32 protein-coding genes are annotated in these 23,704 nt (G+C 51.5%); 25 read left to right on the plus strand and 7 right to left on the minus strand.

Annotated features, from left to right (window positions below; translation table 11 throughout):
- Positions 1–22 precede the first annotated feature (22 nt).
- Entirely contained in the window at positions 23–589 is a 567-nt protein-coding gene (locus AMM48_RS20315) for a plastocyanin/azurin family copper-binding protein (RefSeq protein WP_022733247.1), read from the minus strand.
- 154 nt (positions 590–743) lie between these two features.
- Positions 744–1,100, minus strand: coding sequence for a hypothetical protein (locus AMM48_RS20320; RefSeq protein WP_133125091.1), 357 nt, complete (start codon positions 1,098–1,100; stop codon positions 744–746).
- 366 nt (positions 1,101–1,466) lie between these two features.
- Here AMM48_RS20320 and AMM48_RS20325 point away from each other — a divergent pair, with 366 nt between their 5' ends.
- The 14 genes from AMM48_RS20325 to AMM48_RS20385 all read left to right on the plus strand — a co-directional run bounded on the left by AMM48_RS20325 (position 1,467) and on the right by AMM48_RS20385 (position 9,044).
- The gene (locus AMM48_RS20325) at positions 1,467–1,796 is read left to right on the plus strand and encodes a hypothetical protein (protein ID WP_022733245.1); all 330 of its coding nucleotides are present in this window, start codon (positions 1,467–1,469) and stop codon (positions 1,794–1,796) included.
- A 366-nt stretch (positions 1,797–2,162) separates the two neighbouring features.
- Positions 2,163–3,104 (plus strand): hypothetical protein, encoded by a 942-nt coding sequence (locus AMM48_RS20330; protein WP_022733243.1) that lies wholly within the window; start codon positions 2,163–2,165, stop codon positions 3,102–3,104.
- A gap of 14 nt (positions 3,105–3,118) precedes the next feature.
- Entirely contained in the window at positions 3,119–3,607 is a 489-nt protein-coding gene (locus AMM48_RS20335; protein WP_022733242.1) for a DUF411 domain-containing protein, read from the plus strand.
- 16 nt (positions 3,608–3,623) lie between these two features.
- Complete coding sequence (locus AMM48_RS22515; RefSeq protein WP_279627503.1) at positions 3,624–3,758, plus strand: hypothetical protein; 135 nt, start codon at positions 3,624–3,626, stop codon at positions 3,756–3,758.
- A complete protein-coding gene (locus AMM48_RS20340) occupies positions 3,755–4,240 on the plus strand; it encodes a cytochrome c (RefSeq protein WP_101304751.1) in 486 nt (161 codons plus the stop codon). Before AMM48_RS22515 ends, AMM48_RS20340 begins: the two co-directional genes overlap by 4 nt.
- Positions 4,237–4,842, plus strand: coding sequence for a DsbE family thiol:disulfide interchange protein (locus AMM48_RS20345; protein ID WP_102785559.1), 606 nt, complete (start codon positions 4,237–4,239; stop codon positions 4,840–4,842). Before AMM48_RS20340 ends, AMM48_RS20345 begins: the two co-directional genes overlap by 4 nt.
- Positions 4,839–5,441, plus strand: coding sequence for a TlpA disulfide reductase family protein (locus AMM48_RS20350; RefSeq protein ID WP_022733238.1), 603 nt, complete (start codon positions 4,839–4,841; stop codon positions 5,439–5,441). Before AMM48_RS20345 ends, AMM48_RS20350 begins: the two co-directional genes overlap by 4 nt.
- Positions 5,442–5,454: 13 nt before the next feature.
- Positions 5,455–5,871 carry a hypothetical protein gene (locus AMM48_RS22315; protein WP_022733237.1) on the plus strand — a complete coding sequence of 139 codons (417 nt, stop codon included), beginning with the start codon at positions 5,455–5,457 and terminating at the stop codon, positions 5,869–5,871.
- Complete coding sequence (locus AMM48_RS20360) at positions 5,864–6,124, plus strand: hypothetical protein (RefSeq protein WP_022733236.1); 261 nt, start codon at positions 5,864–5,866, stop codon at positions 6,122–6,124. Before AMM48_RS22315 ends, AMM48_RS20360 begins: the two co-directional genes overlap by 8 nt.
- A gap of 62 nt (positions 6,125–6,186) precedes the next feature.
- Positions 6,187–6,837: an SCO family protein gene (locus AMM48_RS20365; RefSeq protein WP_198413571.1), complete on the plus strand. Its 651-nt coding sequence runs from the start codon at positions 6,187–6,189 to the stop codon at positions 6,835–6,837.
- Complete coding sequence (locus AMM48_RS20370; RefSeq protein WP_062956573.1) at positions 6,834–7,283, plus strand: copper chaperone PCu(A)C; 450 nt, start codon at positions 6,834–6,836, stop codon at positions 7,281–7,283. Before AMM48_RS20365 ends, AMM48_RS20370 begins: the two co-directional genes overlap by 4 nt.
- Positions 7,280–7,927 carry a cytochrome-c oxidase gene (locus AMM48_RS20375; protein ID WP_102785561.1) on the plus strand — a complete coding sequence of 216 codons (648 nt, stop codon included), beginning with the start codon at positions 7,280–7,282 and terminating at the stop codon, positions 7,925–7,927. Before AMM48_RS20370 ends, AMM48_RS20375 begins: the two co-directional genes overlap by 4 nt.
- Positions 7,928–8,011: 84 nt before the next feature.
- Complete coding sequence (locus tag AMM48_RS20380) at positions 8,012–8,752, plus strand: cytochrome c biogenesis protein CcdA (RefSeq protein WP_102785562.1); 741 nt, start codon at positions 8,012–8,014, stop codon at positions 8,750–8,752.
- An 85-nt stretch (positions 8,753–8,837) separates the two neighbouring features.
- Positions 8,838–9,044, plus strand: a complete 207-nt coding sequence (locus tag AMM48_RS20385; RefSeq protein WP_102785563.1) for a hypothetical protein — start codon at positions 8,838–8,840, stop codon at positions 9,042–9,044.
- Between the two features lie 35 nt (positions 9,045–9,079).
- Here AMM48_RS20385 and AMM48_RS20390 read toward each other — a convergent pair whose 3' ends face one another.
- Positions 9,080–9,511 carry a helix-turn-helix domain-containing protein gene (locus AMM48_RS20390; protein WP_102785564.1) on the minus strand — a complete coding sequence of 144 codons (432 nt, stop codon included), beginning with the start codon at positions 9,509–9,511 and terminating at the stop codon, positions 9,080–9,082.
- 75 nt (positions 9,512–9,586) lie between these two features.
- Between AMM48_RS20390 and AMM48_RS20395 the strand changes: the two genes are divergently transcribed.
- The 7 genes from AMM48_RS20395 to AMM48_RS20425 all read left to right on the plus strand — a co-directional run bounded on the left by AMM48_RS20395 (position 9,587) and on the right by AMM48_RS20425 (position 14,356).
- Positions 9,587–9,976: a mercuric transporter MerT family protein gene (locus AMM48_RS20395; protein ID WP_101304755.1), complete on the plus strand. Its 390-nt coding sequence runs from the start codon at positions 9,587–9,589 to the stop codon at positions 9,974–9,976.
- Between the two features lie 11 nt (positions 9,977–9,987).
- The gene (locus AMM48_RS20400) at positions 9,988–10,317 is read left to right on the plus strand and encodes a heavy-metal-associated domain-containing protein (RefSeq protein ID WP_101304756.1); all 330 of its coding nucleotides are present in this window, start codon (positions 9,988–9,990) and stop codon (positions 10,315–10,317) included.
- A gap of 3 nt (positions 10,318–10,320) precedes the next feature.
- On the plus strand, positions 10,321–10,572 hold the full coding sequence (gene merF / locus AMM48_RS20405; RefSeq protein ID WP_101304757.1) for a mercury resistance system transport protein MerF: 252 nt from the start codon (positions 10,321–10,323) through the stop codon (positions 10,570–10,572).
- A gap of 1 nt (position 10,573) precedes the next feature.
- Positions 10,574–11,995, plus strand: a complete 1,422-nt coding sequence (gene merA / locus AMM48_RS20410) for a mercury(II) reductase (protein ID WP_101304758.1) — start codon at positions 10,574–10,576, stop codon at positions 11,993–11,995.
- Between the two features lie 32 nt (positions 11,996–12,027).
- The gene (locus AMM48_RS20415) at positions 12,028–12,897 is read left to right on the plus strand and encodes a cytochrome c biogenesis protein CcdA (RefSeq protein WP_198413572.1); all 870 of its coding nucleotides are present in this window, start codon (positions 12,028–12,030) and stop codon (positions 12,895–12,897) included.
- 477 nt (positions 12,898–13,374) lie between these two features.
- Complete coding sequence (locus AMM48_RS20420) at positions 13,375–13,968, plus strand: hypothetical protein (RefSeq protein ID WP_101304759.1); 594 nt, start codon at positions 13,375–13,377, stop codon at positions 13,966–13,968.
- A 148-nt stretch (positions 13,969–14,116) separates the two neighbouring features.
- A complete protein-coding gene (locus AMM48_RS20425) occupies positions 14,117–14,356 on the plus strand; it encodes a hypothetical protein (protein WP_101304760.1) in 240 nt (79 codons plus the stop codon).
- Positions 14,357–14,426: 70 nt separating this feature from the next.
- On the opposite strand, the gene AMM48_RS20430 is transcribed toward AMM48_RS20425, so the two are convergent.
- Both AMM48_RS20430 and AMM48_RS20435 read right to left on the minus strand, forming a co-directional pair.
- Complete coding sequence (locus AMM48_RS20430; protein ID WP_101304761.1) at positions 14,427–16,037, minus strand: recombinase family protein; 1,611 nt, start codon at positions 16,035–16,037, stop codon at positions 14,427–14,429.
- 22 nt (positions 16,038–16,059) lie between these two features.
- Positions 16,060–16,323, minus strand: coding sequence for a hypothetical protein (locus tag AMM48_RS20435; protein ID WP_101304762.1), 264 nt, complete (start codon positions 16,321–16,323; stop codon positions 16,060–16,062).
- Between the two features lie 386 nt (positions 16,324–16,709).
- On the opposite strand from AMM48_RS20435, the gene AMM48_RS20440 reads away from it, so the two are divergent.
- The 4 genes from AMM48_RS20440 to AMM48_RS20455 all read left to right on the plus strand — a co-directional run bounded on the left by AMM48_RS20440 (position 16,710) and on the right by AMM48_RS20455 (position 20,168).
- Positions 16,710–17,489, plus strand: a complete 780-nt coding sequence (locus AMM48_RS20440; RefSeq protein ID WP_101304763.1) for a Bro-N domain-containing protein — start codon at positions 16,710–16,712, stop codon at positions 17,487–17,489.
- Between the two features lie 61 nt (positions 17,490–17,550).
- Positions 17,551–18,687 carry a hypothetical protein gene (locus AMM48_RS20445; protein ID WP_101304764.1) on the plus strand — a complete coding sequence of 379 codons (1,137 nt, stop codon included), beginning with the start codon at positions 17,551–17,553 and terminating at the stop codon, positions 18,685–18,687.
- A gap of 102 nt (positions 18,688–18,789) precedes the next feature.
- Positions 18,790–19,176, plus strand: a complete 387-nt coding sequence (locus AMM48_RS20450; RefSeq protein WP_198413573.1) for a hypothetical protein — start codon at positions 18,790–18,792, stop codon at positions 19,174–19,176.
- A 2-nt stretch (positions 19,177–19,178) separates the two neighbouring features.
- Complete coding sequence (locus tag AMM48_RS20455; RefSeq protein WP_244271330.1) at positions 19,179–20,168, plus strand: nucleotidyl transferase AbiEii/AbiGii toxin family protein; 990 nt, start codon at positions 19,179–19,181, stop codon at positions 20,166–20,168.
- Positions 20,169–20,179: 11 nt separating this feature from the next.
- Here the strand turns inward: AMM48_RS20455 and traI are convergent, their stop codons facing one another.
- Both traI and AMM48_RS20465 read right to left on the minus strand, forming a co-directional pair.
- Positions 20,180–23,341 (minus strand): TraI/MobA(P) family conjugative relaxase, encoded by a 3,162-nt coding sequence (gene traI / locus AMM48_RS20460; protein ID WP_102785565.1) that lies wholly within the window; start codon positions 23,339–23,341, stop codon positions 20,180–20,182.
- Positions 23,338–23,697 carry a ribbon-helix-helix protein, CopG family gene (locus AMM48_RS20465; RefSeq protein ID WP_102785566.1) on the minus strand — a complete coding sequence of 120 codons (360 nt, stop codon included), beginning with the start codon at positions 23,695–23,697 and terminating at the stop codon, positions 23,338–23,340. The genes traI and AMM48_RS20465 overlap by 4 nt, the downstream gene beginning before the upstream one ends.
- Positions 23,698–23,704 lie beyond the last annotated feature (7 nt).

A 23,704-nucleotide genomic window follows, 5' to 3' on the forward strand; every position in this document is an offset into this window, starting at 1 on the left:
GCGCAGGAAGGTGGATGACCGATTACTGCAGGCGGACTTTGCCGACCATGCCGCTTTCATAGTGACCCGGGACATTGCATGCGTACTCAAGTTCCGCATCTTTGGGGAACGTCCAGATCACCTCAGCCGACTTGCCCGGTTCCAGCAAAACGCTGTTGGGGTCGTCATGCTTCATGGTCATTCCATTCCCCATGTCCATTTCCATCATGTCCATGTTGATCTTGTCGGCCTCAAGCGCTCCATGTTCCATCATCATCATCATTTCTTCCTGATGACCTGCATGCATGGCTGCAGTTCCAATGTTGAATTCGTGAACAAATTCGCCCTTGTTCTCGATAACGAAGCGAACGGTTTCACCGCCCCGGACAATGATTTTTTCCTTGTCGTAGAAATTGTCTTCCATCGTGATTCTGATGGTGCGCCGCACATCGGATATCTCGCCGGGTGCCCCGATTTCCGATGCACCGTCATTATGACCGCCACTATGACCCGCACCCGCAAAGGCAGGTGACTGAAGACCGACAAGCGCGCCAAGAATAAAGGTTGAAACGCTAACGCGACGCATAAGGGAATTCTTGAAGTTGGGCATGTACATGCTCCTAATAGATATTCAGTAAGAAGGCCCTCGTCCCATGTTCAATCACGACAACAGTCTGCGCTGCTGTAATTCAGGCAAAACGCTGTTTCATTCGAGGAACAGTGATTGAACCAGGCAAAGGGATGTTCGGAAAATCTGAAATATCTCAGGAACGCGGAGGCTTGGCTCTAACGTCCAAATCTGCGGAAGTCAAAGTCAGGTCCTGATACCAGTATGTTACCGCAAGCACCGTTGGGCTGGAAGACAGAACACCTTCTACTTCTTTAACGAACGGGCCGCAAACCGCCATACCGCAAAGATCCGCATGCATGTCACGTCGATCATGTTGCGAGCTATCAGAAACATCCATCATGACGCCGTGATGATTGTCATGGCCATGTCCCGAACCTGCTTGCACACCCTCAACCCCCGACAGCAGAACTGTCATGGCTATCGCGATTGCAAGAAAGCAGGAAAGGATGCGCACGGAATGTTCCTTAGTGATGCATTGCAACATACGCAATATCGGGCTCCCCCGGTTTCGTCAAGTGGCAATATTGTGGCAAAGACAGACTATTTCACGAATTTACATCTGCTGCTTGAGCCATCAGCAAGGTGAAAACAATAGATTACTGCATTCATCGCCATGAAATCACGTTATGCGCTACAGATGAACAACCTGTTGTGCTGAGTTATTCACTAATCTGCGGGTATGACTTGCTAACAATCAATTTATAGATGAAGCACAATCAAATCTTATTAAATGCTGCGTAACCCAACAATTCTCCTGGTCTCTGGATATGGGCACAGAGGTGTGCCAGATTGACAGCAGTAGGATTTACTGTAGTTCGATATAGACAGCATCGCATCCTTGGGATAGAAGTAGACTATGCTCAATCGCATCAGGTTTTTGACCATACTTTTGATAGCTGCTTTTGCCGTCGGGACAAGTTTCCAGACGGTCAATGCTGCTGTTATGAAGGTCGGTATGCCGATGGCGGAATTGGCAATAGACAATTGTCAGGATTGTTCTGGCAGCGGCGACAGCATGCCGGACTGCGATATTGCGTGTCCTCAAGTATCGACTATCGCAATTGCGCCTGTACAAGTTGCAATACCTGCGCTCGCCTCGGTCGCGCATTTCGGGCCGACAGGCAGCCTTACCAGCCGCTCAAACTCTCCTGATCCATTCCCTCCCAGAACCAACATTCTGAACTGATATCTCTTTAACCCGATTTGGTTTGAGGATATCAGTGTCATGGGGCATCACCGCGATTTCTCATGACATGCTTTGTGCTCGCAATTTTTATTGTGGGCCTTATAGCTTCTTCAGACAAGGTTGGAAATCATGTTTTCCGATCTACGGGTGCCAAAATGTCGGCTTTGGTCGGTATTTCCTGGCGCAGTCGCGACATGCACCAAAGCATAGCTTCAGCTTCACTCAACGAGCAGGCGGCAATCCGCCCCGGCCTTGAGCGTCCCGCTTTTACTGGTGCCCGGCCTCTGAAGATCAAACCTTATAGGACCCTTGTGAGCAGGATTCGGATTACGGTCTGATCGCTCCAACTCCTTGAGAAATACGCATATGAAGAAAAATACCATAGTCGCAGGTCCCGTTTCCCGACGTGCGCTGCTTCACGGTCTCGTGGCGGGTGCCGGCCTCTGCCTGTTGCCCGCAACGGCCTTTGCTGCGGCTAGTAAAAGCACAAGCAGCGCAATCGCTTTTTACGGTAATGCGCTGATCGTGGCACGCGGTTCAGCGCTTCTTTATCGCAGTGGGAGCCAAAACTGGACAGCGCTGCCGAAGGTGTCGGAAGGCACCATTCTCACTTTTACAACACATCCGGAACGGCCGGGCCGCATTGTTGGCGGTCTGGATACCGGCGGCGTAGTTCTGTCTGTCGATGGCGGGAAAAGTTGGGACGTGCGTGGGCAAGGACTGCCAAAAGCGGCAGTCACTGCCATCACAACTGCGGCGACAAACCCAGATACCATATATGCCGCCATTCGCGGTGACGGCTTATGGCAGAGCGATGATGCTGGTCAGTCATGGGTGTTTGTCATGGACCGGCCATGGTTAGCGAATGCCGAGCGAGATCTGACAGCGCTGTCTTCAGTCGATCTGGCAACCGGAATGGGTGGGATCTGGCTATATGCCGGAACCGATACCGGTGTAACGCGTGTGCCGGATTGTTTCTGCCGTTGGCAGGATGTTCAGCCGGGCGATGCCATGGATGCTCTTGCGTCCGGAAAGCAGGCAACTCCCAAAGTACCCTTACCTGAGGGTGAACCTGTGAGTGCGCTGGTCAGTGCGGTATCGCGACCGGCCACACTTTATGCCGGATTGCCATCCGGAATTTGGCAATCGCAGGATGCGGGTGTCACCTGGTTAAAGCGTTCAGAAGTTATCGCAACAGCACTCGCGGTTCATCCGCTACGCGCTGATGATCTCGTAATTGTGAATGACGACGGGGTTTTACAAAGCCCAGACGGTGGCAGGACGTGGACCGCCATTGCGAACATATGATGATGGAGAAACAGATGAGAAAATTAGTGATTGTGACAGGTGTTGCGATTCTGGCTGTTGCCGGAAGTGCTGCATTTACAATGTTTGCTCCGGGAAAAGGAGAGGCGCAAACGAACGTGACAGTAGCTGGTGAGAGAAGCAAATCGATCACAATTTATCGGGACCCGAACTGCGGATGCTGTGATGCCTATGGCGAATATCTTGAGACCAATGGATATCAGGTTACCCGTGTCGATGATCGTGATTTCGACAAGCGATCCGTTGCCGCCGGTGTCCCGGAGCAAGGGCTGGGCTGCCATTTGGCCGAGATTGACGGATATGTCGTAAGCGGGCTGGTTCCCGCCGAGATCATTGAACGGATGCTTGATGAACGCCCGGATATAACGGGTATCACGCTGCCCGGCATGCCACCAAATGCGCCGGGCATGGCACGTGAAAAAACCGGGACGCTGAAAACCTATGGGTTCGGAGAGGACGGCATTGCCGTTTACGCCAATGAATGAGTGTTTTGGACAGATGATGGATGGTTCGATGATGGGTGGCCCGATGATGATGCTGATGATGGCAGGAGGCGGTCTTGTGTTTCTTCTGATCCTTGCGATCCTGATCATGAGCGTTCTCGCGTTGTTTAAATATCTTCGGGGCGGGAAATGAGTGCGGTATCGCCCGGATCAATGGTCACCGGATTAATGGCTGGCGTTGGCATGGCTTTGTTGTTCGGCGTGATGGATGCCAGCGCGAAGCTCGAGAATCTGACTTTTCTCGAAAAGCCGCTCACTCCGGAACAGATAGCACTGGGCAACGATGACTATGTTGAATTTTGCGCATCGTGCCATGGTGCAAATCTTGAGGGGCAGAAAAACTGGAAGCGCCGCCTTGACACCGGGCGGATGCCCGCGCCGCCACACGATGCCAGTGGCCACACATGGCGCCATAGCGATCAGGAACTGTTTGCGATCACCAAGTTCGGGGTTGGCGCTGTCGTGCCGGGGTATGAGAGCGATATGCCTGCATTTGAGGATGTGCTGAGTGATGAGGAGATCATCGCGGTACTCGGTTATATCAAGAGTGTCTGGTCAGACGAAGAACGCGAATTCCAGCATAATCTCAATCTTAAAGACGGGAGGGCGAGATGATTGCAGTCCCCAAAGAACATCGCCCGCAGAAACGGTTCAACCGGCTGATCTATTTTCTGCCGCTTGGCATCGCCTTGATATTGGATGTGGCCCTGGGGAAAGGATTGACTCTTGATCCCAACACGCTCCCCTCGGCCCTGTTGGGCAGACAAGTCCCCGAATTTGACCTTCCGCCGGTAAAAGGCCGGATGCAAGGTTTGTCGAGTACGGATCTCAGAGGTGAAGTGTCGCTGGTCAATGTTTTTGCCTCTTGGTGTGTCGCGTGCCGTGAAGAACACCCCGTGTTCATGAAACTGGCCCGCGACGGCACCGTTCCACTGCATGGTCTGAACTATAAGGATCAGCCTGACGACGCTGCAGAATGGCTCGATAGCCTTGGCGATCCCTATACGAGAACAGGTGCGGACATTAACGGGCGTGTGGCAATTGACTGGGGCGTCTATGGCGTCCCTGAGACCTTCGTTGTCGATGCAAAAGGGAACATTGCTTACAAGCATGTCGGGCCGGTAACGGAAAAAGTGTTGGCCGAGACCATTCTGCCAAGGGTCGAAAAATTGCGTAATGAGGCCTCAGGTGCCGGAACTGCGGAGGCACCTCGATGAAGAGCCTCTTGGTGCATATGAACCTGAAAGTGGGGTTTGCCGCTGTCATCATACTGGTGGCTGTCGCAGCTCTGACCATGGTGTCTTTCCGCAACGAAAAGAATGTCTCCCATCAGGCGACGGACAATGGAAGGCAGAGCCAACAGCGCTCGTTTGTCATGCATGATGTTCCCCGGCCTCTTCCCGAGTTCGGGTTCGAAAACGTCGAAGGTCAACCCATGACATTGAGTGATTTCGAGGGAACGGTCGTCTTGCTGAATGTCTGGGCGACCTGGTGTGTTCCATGCCGCGAGGAAATGCTAACCCTGGATGCCTTGCAGGCCGAACTCGGCAATTCGGTATTCAAAGTTATGGCTTTATCAATCGACCGGGCCGGAGCGGATGTGGTGCAAGATTTCTATACCGAAATCGGCATCCGGCATCTGGACCTTTTCATAGATCCAACCATGAAAACCACGACGGCTCTGGGCATCCCCGGTTTACCGACGACGCTTCTGATTGACAGGAATGGCCGCGAGCTTGGTCGACTTGTCGGACCGACCGAATGGGCGACAGCAGAGATGATAGATTTTCTTAAATCCCACATCTACACCGATTGAGGAAGGAACTCCTATGACCGAGATACAACAAGCCAAATCCGGTAATACCTCGCTTGGGCATGACGTGGTTCATGCCGTTCGATATTACCTGAAGGGACGTCGCGGTGTACTTGTGCTGGCCGGAACCGCACTTGTCGCTGGGCTTGCATTTAACTGGAGCTGGCTGGTTGCCGCCGGTATCGCGCCATTGCTCCTTTCCGTTCTGCCGTGCGTGGCGATGTGTGCGCTGGGTTTGTGCATGAACAAAAAGGCCTGTTCATCGAAAAAGAGCGCCAGCGATATCGCCCCTTCCTCCGATGAAATCCCGAAAAACAGTCTTCCCGGCAATGAAGCCGGAAGGTCCCTGACTGTATCAGACGCAAGTGCAGCGTCTGTGACGCCCCAGTCGGGAGATGAATCCCCAACCGAAAGGAATGTTAGAGATGCGTAAATCAATCAAACTCACCGCGTTTGCCACAATGATGGTCACGGGACTGGCGACAACAGCCCTTTATGCCCAGGAAGACCAAGCTCCTGACAAGCAATCCCCGATGATGGAGCATGACGGCAACTCGGGCATGGGAGACATGCAGGGAATGATGGGCATGATGAAGATGATGAGCCAGATGGGGCCGATGATGGAGCAGTGTACAGAAATGATGGCTGCGATGACCGATCACATGTCGAAGTCTACCGATAAATAATACCGTGACACCACACCCGCCTGGGACAAATTCCCGGGCGGGATTTTCTACGGGATCGTTTCATGACATCGAATAATTTCAACCGGTTACGTTTCATCCGTTCTATATTATGGGGGATGGTTGTTCTTGCTGCCCTGCTCTTTGGCGGCGCATATATCTTTCAGGCTTCCGACCGCAAGCAAATGTCGTCGGGGGCCGAAGGGACGGGAGAAGCCGCCATTCACTCTGATTTTTCCTTGACCGATCATCAGGGAAACCGTGTGACCGAAGCAAGCTTTCCGGGGCGTTGGCAACTTGTCTTTTTTGGTTTCACACACTGCCCTGATGTTTGTCCGACCACACTGGCCTATATGGCGGATGCGCTTGACCGAATGGAATCCGAAGCCGACCGTGTGGCACCGATATTCATTACAATTGATCCGGTACGCGATACACCTGATGTCATGGCTGAATATGTCGAGGCCTTTCATCCGGCGCTGATCGGATTGACCGGTAGTAAGGAGGATGTCGCTGCAGCCGCCGAGGCTTTTCGGGTCTATTACGAAAAGTTGGACGACGATACAGCACCGGACGGCTATTTGGTGGCCCATTCCGGGCATCTTTATCTGATGGCACCGGATGGGCGTTACCTGACTGTCTTTCGTGAAGGAGATCAGCCGGCAGAAGACATGGCAATCCGGATTCTCGCGATCATGAATGGGAGTACAATATGAAAAGAACAGCCATCGCCCTCGTCATGACCTTGCTATCAGCACTACCGGTTTCTGCCGGAAACCTTGTCGAAATATCTGACGCCTGGGCACGTGCCACGATTCTGACATCCCGTCCGGGTGTGGCATATCTTACGATCACAAGCGCTGCGACCGACCGCCTTCTGGAAATCACCACAGCTGTGGCCGACCATGTGATGATACATGATGTCGTCACGGTCGATGATGTTCGCCGGATGCGACATGTCATGGCTCTGGATGTTCCTGCCAACCGCCCGGTCACTCTGGCGCCGGGGGCAATGCATCTCATGTTGACGGGATTGCATGAAAAACTCCGTGAAGGTGAGAAGTTTCCCATGACATTGCGCTTTGAAAACGCAGGCGAGATTAGCATTGACGTCGCCATTCTTGGCATAGCTGCCGCCGGGCCGCAGGGGGAAACAGAATGATCCGGTGGTTGTTTTTGATCCTGGCGTTGACGGCCTCACCAGCTTTTGCGAATCATCCCGGTGAACACCTTGACGAGGTGATGGCGGATAAAGAGCCATATTTTGAGGTGACAAACACCGGAAAGGTTCCAGAGATAGAACTTTTCAACCAAAATCAAGGTCGCTTTAATTTGAGCGACCTTGATGATCAGATACTTATTTTAAGTTTTGTGCCAAGGGATTGTGGTGCAACCTGTGCAGAACAGCAAACCCTACTGGCGTCCTCTCAGGCGAGGCTGAATATTAGCCCGATGCAGGAGATGGTCACGTTCATTTCCGTTCATCCCGAAGATTTTTCAGATACTCCTTCTTGGGATCTGGTGAACTGGCGGCCTGCTATGCCGTCTTCGGATATCAGTGCTGTAACTGTTGCCGATAAATTCGCCAAATTGAGCCAGCGTAACGGGTCTGCGCCGATGATTCATATTATCGATCGGAATACCCGCCATGCCGGTATTTTTCACGGCACGGGTTTCAATCAGATGAATCTGATCCTTTACGTGAACGGATTGACAAACGCTGTCCACCCCCCAAAGCCGCCTGTTGAAAAGGGGTGGCTGGATCAGTTAACAGACTGGTTCTCAAAAGTAGGAAAAGAGCCCTGAACAAAGATAGGCTTAGCACTGTTTGGTTAGCTGACCTTCCTGTTCTCTGAATACTTGGTTCCTGATTTTACGGAATACAGATTAATGCCTGAACTTTCCAATATCGGCATAATAAGCGCGTTCGCCGCAGGCCTCATATCGTTTCTCTCGCCATGCGTGCTGCCTCTGGTTCCCGGATATATCTCCTATATCGCGGGTGGTGCCTCTCTTTCGACCAGAACGGAGGCAATCCGAGTTGGTCGATTGTCATCTCTTGGTTTCAGCCTGTGTTTCGTTTTGGGCTTCACCACGGTTTTCGTCCTTCTGGGGGCCAGTGCAACAGCACTTGGTCAGTTCCTGCTCGGATACCGGTTCGAGATGAATCTGGTTGGTGGCGGTATTGTCATTCTGTTCGGACTTTTCATGCTGGGAACACTCCGTCCGGCGTGGATGATGCGGGAAGCGCGCTTTCATCTTGATCTGCCTGGTGGGCGTGTGGTTTCGGCATATATTCTTGGACTTGCTTTTGCGTTCGGCTGGACGCCCTGCATCGGTCCTATTCTCGGCGCCATTCTGACCGTCAGCGCCGCGTCGGCAACGGTCAGCGATGGTATTGCATTGCTGACCGTATATTCCGTGGGGCTTGGTGTGCCGTTTCTTCTGGCAGCACTTTTTACCGAGAGCCTGTCCGTCAGATTGAAATCCATAGGGCGTTTCGGGCGTTTTTTCCGTGCAGCCGCCGCCTTGATCATGATTGCCATGGGAGTTGCCATGATGACCGGTTATATGTCCGCCTTTGCTTTCTGGCTGCTGAAAACATTCCCCATTCTGTCGTCTATCGGCTGATCCGCTCTGTCTGGAAGAATTCTGTTGACCTTCCTCTTGCTGGATGGCGTAGCCTATAACCTCGATATGAAGGAGGTGCAGAATAATGTCTTCTGGAACCGACCCGTTGGAGCGTGCTGTATTACATGCTTTCAGATATGCCTGCTGGCAGGAAAGGCTTGATATTGCCGAATTCATGCTGGCAGCACTTGAAAAGCTTGATCAGGAGCGTGCTGACCATGTCTCCGGGGACCGTCCTTTGATGGATGCGTACCGCGATTTGACGTTTGGCCTGCAACATCGCAAGAATTGATATCTTGCTTCTCTCAGCTTCCGGCATTGCCGACATCAAATGCTGTTGTCCGAAGTGCATGTCAATGCCTCCAGCACAGGGCATTCCGGTACGTCTTCTCCCGAACACCGTGCAGCCGTCTCCGCCAAAGCCTGTTCGATCCGTTCAAGATCCGCGATTTTTGTGCGCACGTCAGCAAGATGGTTCTCTGTGCGCAGTTTGACCTCCAAGCATGTTTGCAACTCACCATCCATGAGATGAAGCAATCCCCGGATATCTTCAATCGAAAACCCCAGTTCGCGGGCGCGCAGGATGAACCGCAACCGAGAAACATGTGTATCGTCATACATCCTGTAGCCCGCTTTGCTGCGCGGCGGATCGGGCATCATGCCGGACTTTTCATAATAGCGGATCGTTTCAAGGTGACAGCCCGTCACCTTCGCCAGTTCGGCACGTTTCAATCGCCTCCCGGAATTGTGATCGTCCATAAGGTCAAAACCCTCTTGAGCCTGTAGCAACTACAGACTGTAGCTTGGATCAGGAACGAGCTTGAGGCAAATCACATGAACGATATCAAACCGGATCATCTATCGCCCGATGACGGGAAACAGGCAAAAAGAGGTCTGCTTGCGGCTGGCGGTGTGACCGGCGCCATTCTTGCGTCGGCCTGCTGTGTCGCACCACTCCTGCTTCTGATGCTGGGTGTATCCGGGGCCTGGATCGGCAATCTGACGGCCCTTGAACCTTACAAACCCCTCTTCGTGACGGTGGCACTGATATTCATCGGGCTGGGGTTCTGGCAGGTCTATTTCAAGACAAAACCGGCGTGCGACGAAGGATCTTACTGCGCCCGCCCCGAATCCGCCCTGATCACCAAATCCGTCCTGTGGTTCTCAACCGTGCTGGTGGGGCTGGCCCTGACAATCAACTGGTGGGCATCGCTATTCTATTAGGAGAAATCGACATGAAACGAACAGACATTATCGTGGCTGGGGCATTTGCTCTGGGACTGGCTGCCATGCATCCGGGAGGTCTTCTTCCGACTGCGGCACAAGCAGCCAGTGCCACATCGCAGGCTGAACAAACAACCGTTTTCGACATCGAAAACATGACCTGTGCCCTGTGTCCGGTAACGGTTAAAACCGCGATGGAAGCTGTCACCGGCGTAGCGGCAGTCGAGATCAATCTCGATGCCAAAACCGCAACGGTCATCTTCGATCCATCCGTTGCCAGCAGCGAAACCATTGGGACCGCTTCGACAAATGCCGGTTATCCGGCCAAGGCACGGGATTAAATAATGCGTGGCAACACCATTTTCAAAACCGGGGTGGTCGGAACAATTTTTGCTGTGATTTGCTGTTTCACACCAATCCTTGTTGTCACGTTCGGGGCCCTTGGACTCTCGGCATGGCTGGGCTGGATAGACTATGTCCTCATACCCGGATTACTCCTGTTCATTGCCCTGGCACTTTACGGCTACCGGCAACGAGCCCGTGCGCGCGCTTGCTGCGAGACCGATACACAACCAACCACCCGGAAAGGAAAATAATATGAACAATTGTTGTTCGACCGACAAACAGGAATATGACCTTGCTGTCATCGGCGCGGGTTCGGCCGGTTTTTCGGCGGCGATTACGGCCGCTGAACAGGGCGCAAGGGTCGCACTTATCGGCAAGGGAATGATTGGCGGCACATGCGTCAATGTCGGGTGTGTGCCTTCCAAAACCATGATCCGTGCCGCAGAGGCCGTGCATGGTACAGGGGCCGCTGCGCGTTTTCCCGGCCTCTCCGGAAACGCTCATGTCGCTGACTGGCAGTCCCTGATCAAGGCTAAAGAGGATCTGGTTTCCGGTTTGCGTCAGAAGAAATACATCGATCTGCTGCCCGAATATGATGGCATCGATTATCTCGAAGGGGCTGTTGTATTTAATGACACCGGTCTTCTGCTTGACGGCAAAAAGCTTGTTGCAAGAAAGACAATCATTGCAACCGGCACATCCCCGTCATTTCCCGATATTCCAGGCATTGAGAATGTCCCCTGTCTGACCAGCACAACGGCACTTGAACTTGATCAGCAGCCACGATCACTTCTCGTGATTGGCGGCGGATATATCGGTTGTGAACTGGCTCAGATGTTTGCACGGCTCGGCAGCTCGGTTACGCTGGTGACACGGTCACGGCTTCTTCCCGAAGCAGAACCGGAAATTGCTGCATCGCTCACTCAGGAGTTAAGGAATGAAGGGGTATCCGTTCGCACGGGCCTCACCTACGAGAGGGTTGAATGGAAGAATGATAAAACGGAACTGACCATTAACGTTGATGGCCAGGCCGAGGTTCTTTCTGCTGAACATATCCTGGTAACGACGGGCCGTAAGTCGAATACAAACGGATTAGGACTCGAAACGGCCGGAATTGAAGTAAATTCGAATGGCGGAATTGTTGTGGACGCTTACATGCGGACAACGCGTCTCGATGTATATGCTGCGGGCGATGTGACCGGGCGCGACCAGTTCGTTTATATGGCAGCTTATGGCGCCAAACTTGCGGCACTAAATGCCTATAACCGTGACGAACGGACATATGACAACACAACGATGCCCTGGGTTGTCTTCACCGATCCACAAGTTGCTGGCGTAGGTCTTTCCGAGGTTCAGGCACAGAAACGGGGCTTTGTGGTCAAGACATCTGTCGTACCGCTTGATCAGGTGCCCAGATCACTTGCCGCCCGTGATACACGCGGTTTGATAAAACTCATTGCAGATGAAGCAACTGACCGCTTGCTGGGCGCTCAGATATTGGCACCCGAGGGCTGTGACAGCATTCAGACAATGGCGCTGGCCATACGGTTTGGGATGACCGCCCAAGAACTTGGCGACACGATTTTTCCCTATCTGACCACAGTCGAGGGCCTGAAACTTGCCGCTCAGGGCTTTGCGAGAGATGTCGCCAGACTGTCCTGTTGTGCCGGGTAACACCATGCGACGATGATAAGGAATTTACAAACGTGACACCGGACCTGTTCAACCTGATCTTTCTTGCGCTGGGCTTGGGATTTTTGGGATTTATCGAGCCCTGCACGATTGGCGCGCATATGCTGTTTCTCAACAGCCAGTGTGACCGTTCACTGCGCATGCGGGTTGGGGCTCTGGCTGCATTCATGCTCGCACGCCTGCTGGTCATGGGCGGTTTCGGCGGAGTGATCGTCATGCTGGGACAACGCATGATTGGACTTCAGACCGGGGCATGGCTGATCTTCGGGGCACTCTATATGGTCATCGGAATTGTCTTCCTGTTCGGTGCAGGGGGACGGTTTCGGCGGCGTATCCGCATTGCGCCAGTCGGATGGCGGATCACGAAAAACCCATGGGTTCAGGGCGTTGCGTTTGGCCTGAATATTCCCGCCTGCGCCGCGCCGATCCTTTTCGGCCTGATGGGGGCCGCAACCGCAACAGGCTCCGCCGCAAAGGGTTTCATTGTGATGGCGGTCTTTGCGCTGTCGTTGTCACTTCCATTGGTACCGTTTTCGGTCGTGCCGCGACTTACTTCGCTTCTTGTCGGACTTGCAGACTGGATGCGTCCGCGCCGCTGGTTGACCGGCTTTGTTTTCGTCGCCCTTGGCCTATGGTCAATCTGGTTCGGGCTATTTGTCAATCTGGCAGACTGGGCAGAGGAAGCCGACAAAAGGTCGTATTGTTCGCAAGCCGTTCAGCTTACATGTGAATTTTCTTGGTGTGATCCTTTACCTGATTCAACAAATGTCAGCTCCAAGGGCATAAAGGGAAGTTATGTGATCGTGAACAAAACCGAATCACATACCGTCCGCAGGATCTGCCAACCGGATTTGTCGATTGTGCAATCCACGACACAGCGCTAGAGAAATACCATATAAATACTTTTTTGATACTTATTAAGTATCGTCTCAATTCTGGATTGTGCAATCCAGTTAGGGTAGGCAAACAGCGGCGCGTAACGGTCACGGGTTGAGGTTCACTCTATTCAGGTAGTCGCCGCCTACTCTTGAGCTCTCGCCCAGGAGCAGATCCCGGCAACCTCCACGGAACCCGGCAAGCGGTTTCCGCCCTTTCGGGTAACGGCTCTCGCAATGCCGGCATAGATCGATGCGCACCAGATCGCAGATCCACATAGCTCTATAATCCATGATCCGCATATGCGGCGCGGCTGCATTAGTGCTTTGCCCTCGGCCGTAAAGCAGAATCAGGGTCCCCGTTCGCCCCCTGGACGGGCGCGAACATCCCATATTCAGCTTGACGGCATTCACCCTTTTTAGACGACGGGAAGAAGTTGAACCGGCCAGATCGGCCAGCCAGTTGTCACTATGAGGATAAGAAAGATGCATAGCGTAACAGATAGAGATATTCAGGCCGCCAAGCGTATTGCCCTTGAGTTTGATGCCGCCGTCAGGGCGAATGATGGAGATGCCGCCAATATGGCTGCGAGGGCTTTCCGTGCTCTCATTATGGAGGCCAATGGGGAGAAGGGCAGCTTTGGAAGTTTTACCGACGATGGGGCCGGAACGGTTATCACAGCAGCACTTGCGGCTGAAGCCGGAGAAGTTCCGCACTGGGGGCAGAACGGGTTGTTTGTTCTGAAAACCAACCATGGCCGAGCATTGGTCGATTTTACCTGCCCACTGGATATATGCAGCAGCTTTGGGTTTACAGCTATCGATCTTGGTCTGCCATTTATTTCCGAGACAGGATATCGCTCTCATTTCTATATGGAATGGTCGCCACTGAGTATTGAGGAAGTTGCCGCCGACATTTTCTGCAACTACGCAGAGGCCAAGAAAATGGCAAACATCGATATCGAATATCGGCAAAGCCGGAGCAACTCACTGCCCGAATTCGTAAAGCCTTCCTGTACAGCGTTTCAGGGCATTCCAACGCTGACCGATACCAGAGGCCAAATCGGCTTTCAGTTTTGATCGGTCGGGCCGAGCAGTGGGGGAGCCATGCTTTGAAACGACAAGATGAAAAATACTCAATGCGTGACTTCCCTGCATTTACACAGTCCGACGGTCAAATCGAGTTTGTTCTTTAAGTCTCAGAGCATATTTAAACCACAGGTGACACATGACAACTCTAAATGTTTGCAATCTGCGTGAACTCATCATTGGGGGAATGTTGGAAGCTCGCAAAAAAATAAGTGCAGACTTGGAGCAGGCTACCAAAATCGAACAGCATTTCTATACTGATGACGACCGCAACACCATGCGGGAACAGCTCGCGGAATATGACGCATTTCGTCATGAACCTGATCGCTGGTTTCGTTCGCTGGGGCGGACAATCCCGAATAAGAAACAAGAGAGCTAAGTCTGTATCAGGAATGCATTGGATCGAACGCTCTAAGCCACGTGATAGAACCGGCAGAATTCTGCCGTTTCTATTTCTTTTGTCCAAGCACACGCACCATAGCGGGAAAGTCATATTCGATCACGCATGTACGATAGCAATGATCACTCAGAGCATCCCATTTGGCATGTATGTAATAGAGCTTCATTGTATGTCGCAACTGGGTGACGGCTTCAGGGTCTCGCGTCCACACCAGCAACTTATCAATTAACCGAAGAAACCGTTCATGGATTTCCTTGATGTTCGTAGGACGCGAGATTTCCTTGAGTTTTCGCTTTTCCCTGTCAATTTCGAGGCGGATCAACCGAACCTCTTCTGCGTTATCCTCAAGCCAAGCATTTCCATTCAACAAATCAAGGCTATTTAGTATGTGTTCTGCCCGATCACGTAGCCCCTTAAGTCTGACTTCAGCGGTCTGGATGCGTTTGTTGACGCGCTCACGCTTTTCGACCATTTCGTCACTGTCATAGAACTGCGCAATGTCAGAAGTTTTGAGGCGTTGTGCTTCGCGTAGGACGACATCGATCAACTGATCATAGGGAACAGACCTATGCGGGCAATTGGGGTTACTACAGGAATAGTGATGTGCCCAGTGTGCTCCGATCTTTGTGCCGTGTTCTGCGCATCTGAGGCGGCCAGCAAAGACTGCTGTAACGCGCTCTCTTGTTTTAATCTGCCGCTCACGCCAACTACGATTGAGATTCTTGTGAAGCTGCTTGGTCTCTTCAGGTGACCGCAACTTGACCATTTCCCGATACTCGTTCGCTTTGCTTGAGCGCTCATCAAGCATTGACTGTACTTCATCAAAAACCTGATCATCGACAATTTGAAGTTCCGGGATCGGAACACGCACCCATTCATCCTCAGGGCGAACCACAGGCACTTTACGCCCCGTCGATGGGTTCTTTCGGTAGTGAAGTTTGTTGAATGTAACAATACCCTTGTAAAGCGTGTTACGGAGCAGGCCCGTTTTGCGGGATCGCGTGCCGACAAGGGTTGTTGAGTTCCATTTACCGCCGTTTGGCGATGCTATACTTTCCGCATCCAACTCTTCACAGATGTATTTAAGCTTGTTGCCCGATTGATAGAGTTCAAAAATTTTCCGAACGGTTGCCGCCTCAGATTCAATGATCTGGCGCTTGCCCCGTATCGGTTCCCCACGTTCATCAAATGTACGGACGAGTTCATATCCATATGTGTTGCCACCGGGAACGCCACCACGCAGGACGGCCGAGACAACACCGCGATGGGTTTTGTCTGACAAATCCTTGAGATACAGAGCATTCATTGTACCCTTCAGGCCAATGTGAAGTTCGTTGATAATGCCCTCAGAAATGGTTTCGACTTCAATGCCAACGAAACCCATTTTTTTGAAGAAGTTTGCTACGTCCCCCTGGTCTCGACTGATACGCGACAGATCTTCGCAAACAATCCGGTCAAATCGGTTGTCGAACGCGCCCATAAGCAAACTTGATATGCCCGGTCTGCTATCCATGTGAGCACCAGACATAGCTTCGTCGTAATACACGTCAATCACATGGTATTTCTGAGCAGAGCAATGCCCTTCACATCTCACTATTTGATCTTGCGTACTGGTTGTTTGGCGGTCTGTAGAATGACGTGCGTAGATCGCAACTCTCACGGCATACCCTGTCTGAAATTGGTCAATGGATTGAGCTGCCCGGGTCTTTCTTTATCACTCTATGACGCCACGCGTACATTCGGGCTGGGGGCAATTGCTGATCGCCACTAGCCGTCGTCACAATGTGGGTACCCTTTTCATCTTCGTCGAACAAACGTGGCCCTTTGTCGGCATCTCTGTATCCAAGGAATTTACAAACATCGGTTCCGACAACCCATAACGGACCATCGATTTCAACATCTCGAAACACTACGTTTTTGAAACTAAAGGTGATGATACCGCTCATTTATCGGCCCTCATGAAAGCACAACTTGAGAGTGAATATAGAATTCGAACTATGTTGATAAGCCACAGCGGAATCGGATGTGCAAGCAATATGTGACCGGAGTGTGACTTGCCCAAAAATGGCCGTTGGACAAGGGGTTGGCGGGTTTCTGCGAGTTTGCAGGAGTTCGCAAGAGTGTGCAGGAGTTTGCAGAACTTCGCACAACTTTGACCTGTCGTTTCTTGGGCAGGATAGGTTAGGTGATATCACCTAACGATCATTCCATGACCCTCCTGCCTTATTCGCATGGCAAGCCATGCTCAACGGGTAAAAAGGAACTGACATAAAGCACCTTCCCACATATCATTAACTACAGGTGCAGTTTGAAATGATAGAGGTACAGAGCAATGACTGAGATCATCCCGTTTAGCTTTGAAGGTGCTGAAATCCGCACGGTTTATAGGAATGATGATCCGTGGTTCGTCGCCATGGATATTTGTGAGGCGTTGGGAATTGCGAATTCGCGTGATGCGATGGATCGACTAGATGATGACGAAAAAGATGAGGTCGGTTTAAGCGACGCCATCGGTCGGAAGCAGGAAATGACCGTTATCAATGAAAGCGGCCTTTACATCCTGATCCTGCGTAGCCGCAATGCTGTGAAACCCGGCACCCTACAACATCGGTTCCGCAAATGGGTTACATCCGAGGTCCTGCCTACAATACGAAAAACCAGCCTGTACGATGCCGGGACCAGCGAGGCAGCGCCAGATTTGCAGGCAGGCACACGCAATCCTGGCTATAGGTTGTTTGAAGCCATCATTCGTCCCGATGGTAATTGGGGTAAGGTTTGGGCCGTTCCGGTCTATAGACTGGGTGACACTGACTATTGGAATGTGCCGCTGCTACTTGAGGCATATTGCGGGTCAAGAGATTTCCCAGCGCACCTTTCTCCGCACGACTACGCTTATAATCTGATGAGGGAACTTCCTGAACTTCAGGCTGCCAGTCCGCTTTGGGTTGCACATCATTTCAATTTGAAAATCATTATTCAGGGGGCGAACGGGGGTTACGATAAACGAACTCGTGAGTTTCTTGAGCAAATTGAGAATGCACACTTGACCGAGAAACCACTGCGTTCGGGCACCGTTGTTCATCTTCGAGATGTAACTAAACAGCCAAGCTGACATTACCTTGACTAGATATGTGTGCATGTGTTCTTAATGACCCTTCATTATGGAGGGGTGAATGACTGAATATACTCTGGACAACAAATCGCAAAGAATACCGCTACAGCTTGACCAAGACGAGTTGGTCAAACTTGATGAGCTGGGGGCTCGGCTATCTACGACGAGAAACCAAACTATCCGTTTGTTGATACAAAGAGAGATTTCAGTTCCCCGGATTGCAATTCCAGAACCCCGTACTGGAGAGGTTTTTCGGGTAGCCCAAGGTGCATATGGTGAGACAACGGAAATCCGTATGAAGAACGGTCGTGTTTTGCACTTCTACGTTGCTCCCTATCGCAATCGTTGTTGTATTCTGCTACTCGACCCTGAAATGACAGAGTCAGTTGGCTATCCAAACTACGATGAACTTTACGGGGATTCCGATGTTCTGGATGCTATTCTGGACTTGCGAGAGACGAAATATGATTGGGATGATCCGAGGTATCGGAACATTTGCAAATCGCTAAACATTGACCCCGACGAGAAACGGCCACAGTTCGTCAAAGAATTCGAGCGGATTGCACGAGGGTTATCGAACCGTCAGGCTCGGTTCAGTTACATTTCCCCACATTGGGAACTGCTGCTTGATCTGGTTGACCTACTGCGATCTGACATTCAGCCGACCCTCCAAATGCTCAACAGGGCAAAAGAGAGGTTCGACACATTGTCGGCGAAGGAACGTCCAGATGTTTATAATCAGGCGTTCATCGCTGCCGAAAGTCGGAAATTGCCTTCTGAGCATCGTTTAACGACAGATATTATATTCCTGCCGAGCTGGACTGATTGCTACTGGAATAAGCGTGTTGGCCTTTGGGAATGCAAAGAGTGTGATGATGATGGGTGGACATCGGGCCATAATCACGACTTGCATGGTGTTGCCGCATTGCCGTCAGGAAAGCTTAATGATGTTCAGGCCGTGATAGTTCAGAAACTTAAAAAGCAGGGTGTCATTTTCCTGAATGCGGGCGAAGTTCAGGATTACCTAAACAACGAGGGGGCTTACTGGGCTTGGAAAAACCTGACAATTAGGAAAGTTTTCGAAGGGCATCATGGTGCACGAAAACCAACAACGTCTGAAAAGATGAAATGGCGAATGCGTAAACCTGAAACGCCATTATATGACCGATGGTTGGGGCGACAGGAAAGAGCAGCTTGATATAGCTAAACTCTTGACCCGGACAAACCACGGGATTGCTGTTCAAGGATGTTGATTCCGGTTATAATTTTATGATCCGATTTGAATGCAGGTGCCCTGATAATGGCAACTAGAGAACAGCTCGACGATAGTTATCGTCCGTTGACGCAATCAGAACTCCAATCGCTGAAGCACGATATGCAGAATTCACTGCATATGATGCAGCAACAGGCATTTCTGAAGTCAATGGCGAAACGCTATATCTGGTGGAAGTCCCCAGATGAAGCGATTGCCAACCCGGACAGGGTACTTGCACAGCTCATGAACATCGGCGATTTCGATGATGTTGTCGAAATGGTCAAGCTTTTCGGGAATGAAAGACTTGGCCATGTTGTCAGTAACGCTGTGGCCGGCTGGTTTAATGAACGCTCCTGGTCTTACTGGCATTATCGACTAGGGCTTGCCGACATTGATCATGTTCCAGCAATGCCTGTGCGACGGTTCGATTGACGATGGCATTCTTACCTCGCATGGACATTCTCCCAGATGCTCAACGCGATCTTTGGCCAGATTTCAAGGATGTCACGCAGCAGGGCTGGGTGCTGTATGGTGGGACAGCCGTTGCCCTCAGGTTAGGCCACCGACAATCCGTGGATTTCGATTTTTTCTCTGATAGGCCCCTTGATCGAGATGGATTGCAGTCCGCGTTCACGGCCCTGAATGACAGCAGAGTCATTCAGGAGGAGCAGAATGGGATAACACTTCTGGTTAACCCCCCCGGCAACACTGAAGACACCGTTAAAGTCTCTTTCTTTGGAAATATATCGACTGGTCGGGTGGCAACACCAGACATGACGGATGATGGTGTGCTTCAGGTTGCCGCACTTGATGATCTGATGGCTATGAAGCTAAAGGTCATACTTCAGCGGGCCGAGGCGAAGGACTATCGCGATATTGCAGCTATGGTCGATGCAGGCATACATGTGGATCAGGGGCTTTCTGCGGCACGCCAGATGTTCGGGGATACTTTCCAGCCGAGTGAAAGCCTCAAGGCGATGACCTTTTTCGGGGACGGAGATCTCCACACGCTGACATCCAAGGAACGCGCTACTCTCGTCAATACAGCAAGTGCAGTTAACCGGCTGCCCGACGTGGCGCTGAAATCGAGAAGCTTGATAGATGAGCGCAATCTTCAGGTACAGATTCCGCATGCCCTGAAACCATATCATGCTGCACTGGAAAAACTGGAGAACTCTGGCGCTTCCGAGCCGGAAACCGCAGTAGCGCGTCGTAAACTGGCAATTGCACAGAGCTACTTTGATAAAGGGCTACTGGATGTGCCTGGAGCACATTCCGAGAAGATCCCCGAACAGGCACTTCAGGAAGCACGACAGACAATTGCAGAGCCATCATCCACTGATACATTGAAATCAAGAACGACAGCCGAAAAGCCCGAGAAGCAAACGATCAAGAAATCCCGGGGCACGGGGTTCGAAATGTAACCCTGAAAGACTTACTCGATAGACCGGCCGACTTTTTGCGTAGGCTTCGTGTCTTTCTGCTTCTGCTTCTGCTTAATCCCGGCCGAGCGCAGCGTATCAGAAACCTTGCTCTGGTCACTTCCTTTGAGAAGATCCCCAAATGACATGCTGTTGCGCTTTTTGTCTTGCCCTGAAAGCGGCGGCACCAGCACCTCGGCTTTGATAGCTTGAGCGGCTTCTCTCGCGAGATCAAGCGGGCGGTTCTCCTTTGCCATATGGGCATCCATGGCAGCAACGAGCATCTCGCGTTCTGGATGACAGCGCCGGAGATTCTCACCAACGGCCTTTAGGTTCTCAGAATTCACCACCCATACGACGGGCTTGTGGGTATGACGGTTCAGCTCAATGGCGCTTGTCAGATCATCGGCAATCAGAATTGGCTCGGATGGGTCTTTGGATATTCGTCCACCAACAACGTGATGAGCCCCTTTAATGCCCCCACTTCCGGCGAGTATTTCGGCAGATCCGCTTGGAGAAACACGATACACGCCAGAAAGACGATTTCCGCCGTCTCTAAGCGGGATAAGGGTATTGCCGTCATCATCAACCCGAAATCCACTCCAAGCCTTCTCAGTGCCCATTTTGGGGCGCAAGGTTATCGCTTCCTTGTCGGGGCGGCTGGCGGATTGCCATGCCAACCATCCATCATCACCAACCATATCCGCCATTTCACTTCGAAGAGCAGTTATAGACGGTGATGTTTCGGGATCTGGCAAGATGCTTGCTTGCCAGATGTTTCGGTGGGTGACAACTTCTCGCGTTTGAAGGGTGCCGTTTTCATCCTGATACTCCTCTTGAACAACAACTTCTTTGCGTTCAGTTACTTCAAGTGAAATCCAGTCTCCGGTATGTGCGCCAGACTGGCTCACAACATCGGCAACATCGACACCCCAGACGTAACGGTCGGTGCCATTGATATCTTGCAGCTTCACATAACTGGAATTGGATTTATCAGGATCAAAATCATAGTGATCATTTCCGAAATCGAGTAACCGTGCGCCGGCTCGGTTTGGTTCATGTTTGGCATACTCTTTGAAAGAGGTAGCAAGCGCCGGTCGGACAATATCCACGGCCAGATTTTTTGCTTTGTCCTCGTCGTCCAGTTGACCGGACGCATCTAGGGCGATGACGATTTTTACATCGTTATGCCGAAGCCTGATCTGTTCAGTCGTTTCTGCCCATGAATGTGTATCGGCCGGCACAACAACAGGACAGCGTGTAGCGCGATGAATTGCCGCTGCATCTGCATAATTCAGGGCCACGACAATCGTATCCTTTTCCTCACGCCATTGAGGATCAATCATATGGTAACGGGGGTGGTCTGGCTCTGTGGGCTGCACAAGATCCTCGCGGCCCATGTCGTCGATTAAAATCACATTCTCTATACGGCCCGAACGGTCTTTAAGAGGGACTGCGACTTCACCGGATTTTGTGATCTTCACCCCATAGCCACGCAGGCCATTCGTTTTAAGCCAGTTGGAGTTCCCCGGTGTTGCCCAATGTTCGCATTCGTCCCATACAAGAAATGCTTGATCGTTGACTGCATGCGCAAATGTTCGGCGCAGTATCGTATGATCATCATGATGGGGCATGGTCACAGATCGCACATTCGGCAAAGTGAGTGGCGTTTTAGTGGCCACAATCGGCTTAATCATGGGATTGCGGTGACGGTGTTCTGTGATCGTCTTTCGGAGATCCTTGGCATCGGGAACGAAGACGACAGGGCGACGGGTCGCATCATGTATTTTGACCGCATCAACATAGTCGTCGGTAAAAATGACAGGGCCTCTATCGGACTGCTTCCGTGAATCTATGAGATGGGTCAACCCGCGTGCTTTAACATTTCCGATCTGCATGCGTTTGCCGTCGGGCGCATAGATACTCACCCTTTGCATGTAACCGTTGGCATCCTTCAATGGAACGATCAGGTTACCTTTGTCGTCTATCCGGCATCCCCGGCCGGTAGATCGTGATGCAGCCAACCAGTTAAGGGATTTCGCATTTGCCCATTGGCCGGCTTCACGCCAAGCCGCCAGAGCTGGCGCTGCCAACTTTGAAACCGGGGTAGGTTTGTCATCCCCAAAGACCATATGAAGGAATTCCTGCTGAGCAATCAGAAACACCATGGCCATTGGGTCTTTGTACGCTTCACTGAGTAGAAACAGCTTCCAGTTGGAAATCGTCCGCTGGAAGAAAGAGCGCCTTTTATGCACCGGCTTTTGCATATTCAGATAACGTCGCCAAGTTGGCGACATCGCAGGGTGTCGCATGTTGGGGCGTCTTTTGTACCGACGTTTGGGAGGCAGGGATTTCTTATCGCCATCTTCAGCTATAGGAGGTGTGAAACTACCGAGCTTTTTCTCAAGCGCAGTCTTACTTACCTTGCGGTCCAGTGCTGATGCCTTCATGCCTTGACCGTCAGGGCCTACCAGAACAAAACCATTGCCCCGTTTTTTCAACGTGATGTCATATTCGGCTACGATCTTATGCAGATCCTGCCATGTCTCGGCACCATTGATGTGTTCAAGAATCTCTTTACGATGCTGGAGAACATGATTTTGGAAGCTTTCCTGCCATGTCTGGGCTTCATAGTCACGTGCAGATGGTGACAGTCTTGGCCCCTGGTTGCCGGTCTGTGACATGCCGTTGTCGATAAACAGCCCGTACTCTTTTTCGAGCTTGCGCGACACACGATCAAGCACTTTGTAATCGCGGTAGGGGGTGACAACCTGGAGCGTTCTCGGATGGATCTTGTTAAATGCGATGTGCATATGAAAATTGTCGGTATTGATATGCGTTCCTGCAACATATTGGTGTTCAGCATATCCAAGCCCTTTGGCATAGGCTGAGGCAATGTCCTTGAGATCCTTTTCAGACAAGTGGTCTTTCTCCCCGGGGCGGAAAGAAACCATCATGTGATATGACTTGTCTGTAATTTCAGGCTTCATGCGACGAACGGCATACACTTCGCGTAGGGCGAGTTCCAGATCGTCGAGCGTTTCGCCTGAACCGCAGTTTGATATCCAGAACTTGTCGAGCTTTTCCCCGGGTTCTTTTGCCGCCGCAATGTATTCGGCAAGTGCCTTGTAATTGTCGGCTACATCGGGCTTCTTGGGGATTTTCTTGGCGATCATTTTGCGCCGCGTCCGATAGAGTTATCGACTTTTCGAACAGTGTCCTTCAGCTCGTCTTGAGTGGATTTTATCTGGTTGGCCAACTCGTCGTATTTACGCAAAAGGTCAGAACTCAATGGCTCGTCCATCACGAGTTTGAGCAGGTTCCCCAAACGGGCAAGGTCTGCATTTACCGATAGCAAATCAAGAATACCCTGCGAGGCTTCAAAGTCTCGTTGATCAGGTAACGGGCTATTCATTAGCAGACGGCGCAGCACTTCGGATTGCGTGAGCCGTAATTGCTTTGACAGTTGATCCAGACGATCACTCTCTGAGTCTGGCAAAGTGACCAGAAGCCTACGCTTTTTTGTTGGCACGATCCAT

The sequence above is a fragment of the Thalassospira sp. GB04J01 genome (assembly GCF_000751115.1).
Classification (GTDB): domain Bacteria; phylum Pseudomonadota; class Alphaproteobacteria; order Rhodospirillales; family Thalassospiraceae; genus Thalassospira; species Thalassospira lucentensis.

Bases quoted from the DNA above. Each gene is read 5' to 3' on its own strand.
- AMM48_RS20315 (WP_022733247.1), bottom strand. From the start codon at position 589: ATGCCCAACTTCAAGAATTCCCTTATGCGTCGCGTTAGCGTTTCAACC.
- AMM48_RS20325 (WP_022733245.1), top strand. From the start codon at position 1,467: ATGCTCAATCGCATCAGGTTTTTGACCATACTTTTGATAGCTGCTTTT.
- AMM48_RS20330 (WP_022733243.1), top strand. From the start codon at position 2,163: ATGAAGAAAAATACCATAGTCGCAGGTCCCGTTTCCCGACGTGCGCTG.
- AMM48_RS20335 (WP_022733242.1), top strand. From the start codon at position 3,119: ATGAGAAAATTAGTGATTGTGACAGGTGTTGCGATTCTGGCTGTTGCC.
- AMM48_RS22515 (WP_279627503.1), top strand. From the start codon at position 3,624: ATGGATGGTTCGATGATGGGTGGCCCGATGATGATGCTGATGATGGCA.
- AMM48_RS20340 (WP_101304751.1), top strand. From the start codon at position 3,755: ATGAGTGCGGTATCGCCCGGATCAATGGTCACCGGATTAATGGCTGGC.
- AMM48_RS20345 (WP_102785559.1), top strand. From the start codon at position 4,237: ATGATTGCAGTCCCCAAAGAACATCGCCCGCAGAAACGGTTCAACCGG.
- AMM48_RS20350 (WP_022733238.1), top strand. From the start codon at position 4,839: ATGAAGAGCCTCTTGGTGCATATGAACCTGAAAGTGGGGTTTGCCGCT.
- AMM48_RS22315 (WP_022733237.1), top strand. From the start codon at position 5,455: ATGACCGAGATACAACAAGCCAAATCCGGTAATACCTCGCTTGGGCAT.
- AMM48_RS20360 (WP_022733236.1), top strand. From the start codon at position 5,864: ATGCGTAAATCAATCAAACTCACCGCGTTTGCCACAATGATGGTCACG.
- AMM48_RS20365 (WP_198413571.1), top strand. From the start codon at position 6,187: ATGACATCGAATAATTTCAACCGGTTACGTTTCATCCGTTCTATATTA.
- AMM48_RS20370 (WP_062956573.1), top strand. From the start codon at position 6,834: ATGAAAAGAACAGCCATCGCCCTCGTCATGACCTTGCTATCAGCACTA.
- AMM48_RS20375 (WP_102785561.1), top strand. From the start codon at position 7,280: ATGATCCGGTGGTTGTTTTTGATCCTGGCGTTGACGGCCTCACCAGCT.
- AMM48_RS20380 (WP_102785562.1), top strand. From the start codon at position 8,012: ATGCCTGAACTTTCCAATATCGGCATAATAAGCGCGTTCGCCGCAGGC.
- AMM48_RS20385 (WP_102785563.1), top strand. From the start codon at position 8,838: ATGTCTTCTGGAACCGACCCGTTGGAGCGTGCTGTATTACATGCTTTC.
- AMM48_RS20390 (WP_102785564.1), bottom strand. From the start codon at position 9,511: ATGGACGATCACAATTCCGGGAGGCGATTGAAACGTGCCGAACTGGCG.
- AMM48_RS20395 (WP_101304755.1), top strand. From the start codon at position 9,587: ATGAACGATATCAAACCGGATCATCTATCGCCCGATGACGGGAAACAG.
- AMM48_RS20400 (WP_101304756.1), top strand. From the start codon at position 9,988: ATGAAACGAACAGACATTATCGTGGCTGGGGCATTTGCTCTGGGACTG.
- merF (WP_101304757.1), top strand. From the start codon at position 10,321: ATGCGTGGCAACACCATTTTCAAAACCGGGGTGGTCGGAACAATTTTT.
- merA (WP_101304758.1), top strand. From the start codon at position 10,574: ATGAACAATTGTTGTTCGACCGACAAACAGGAATATGACCTTGCTGTC.
- AMM48_RS20420 (WP_101304759.1), top strand. From the start codon at position 13,375: ATGCATAGCGTAACAGATAGAGATATTCAGGCCGCCAAGCGTATTGCC.
- AMM48_RS20425 (WP_101304760.1), top strand. From the start codon at position 14,117: ATGACAACTCTAAATGTTTGCAATCTGCGTGAACTCATCATTGGGGGA.
- AMM48_RS20435 (WP_101304762.1), bottom strand. From the start codon at position 16,323: ATGAGCGGTATCATCACCTTTAGTTTCAAAAACGTAGTGTTTCGAGAT.
- AMM48_RS20440 (WP_101304763.1), top strand. From the start codon at position 16,710: ATGACTGAGATCATCCCGTTTAGCTTTGAAGGTGCTGAAATCCGCACG.
- AMM48_RS20445 (WP_101304764.1), top strand. From the start codon at position 17,551: ATGACTGAATATACTCTGGACAACAAATCGCAAAGAATACCGCTACAG.
- AMM48_RS20450 (WP_198413573.1), top strand. From the start codon at position 18,790: ATGGCAACTAGAGAACAGCTCGACGATAGTTATCGTCCGTTGACGCAA.
- AMM48_RS20455 (WP_244271330.1), top strand. From the start codon at position 19,179: ATGGCATTCTTACCTCGCATGGACATTCTCCCAGATGCTCAACGCGAT.
- traI (WP_102785565.1), bottom strand. From the start codon at position 23,341: ATGATCGCCAAGAAAATCCCCAAGAAGCCCGATGTAGCCGACAATTAC.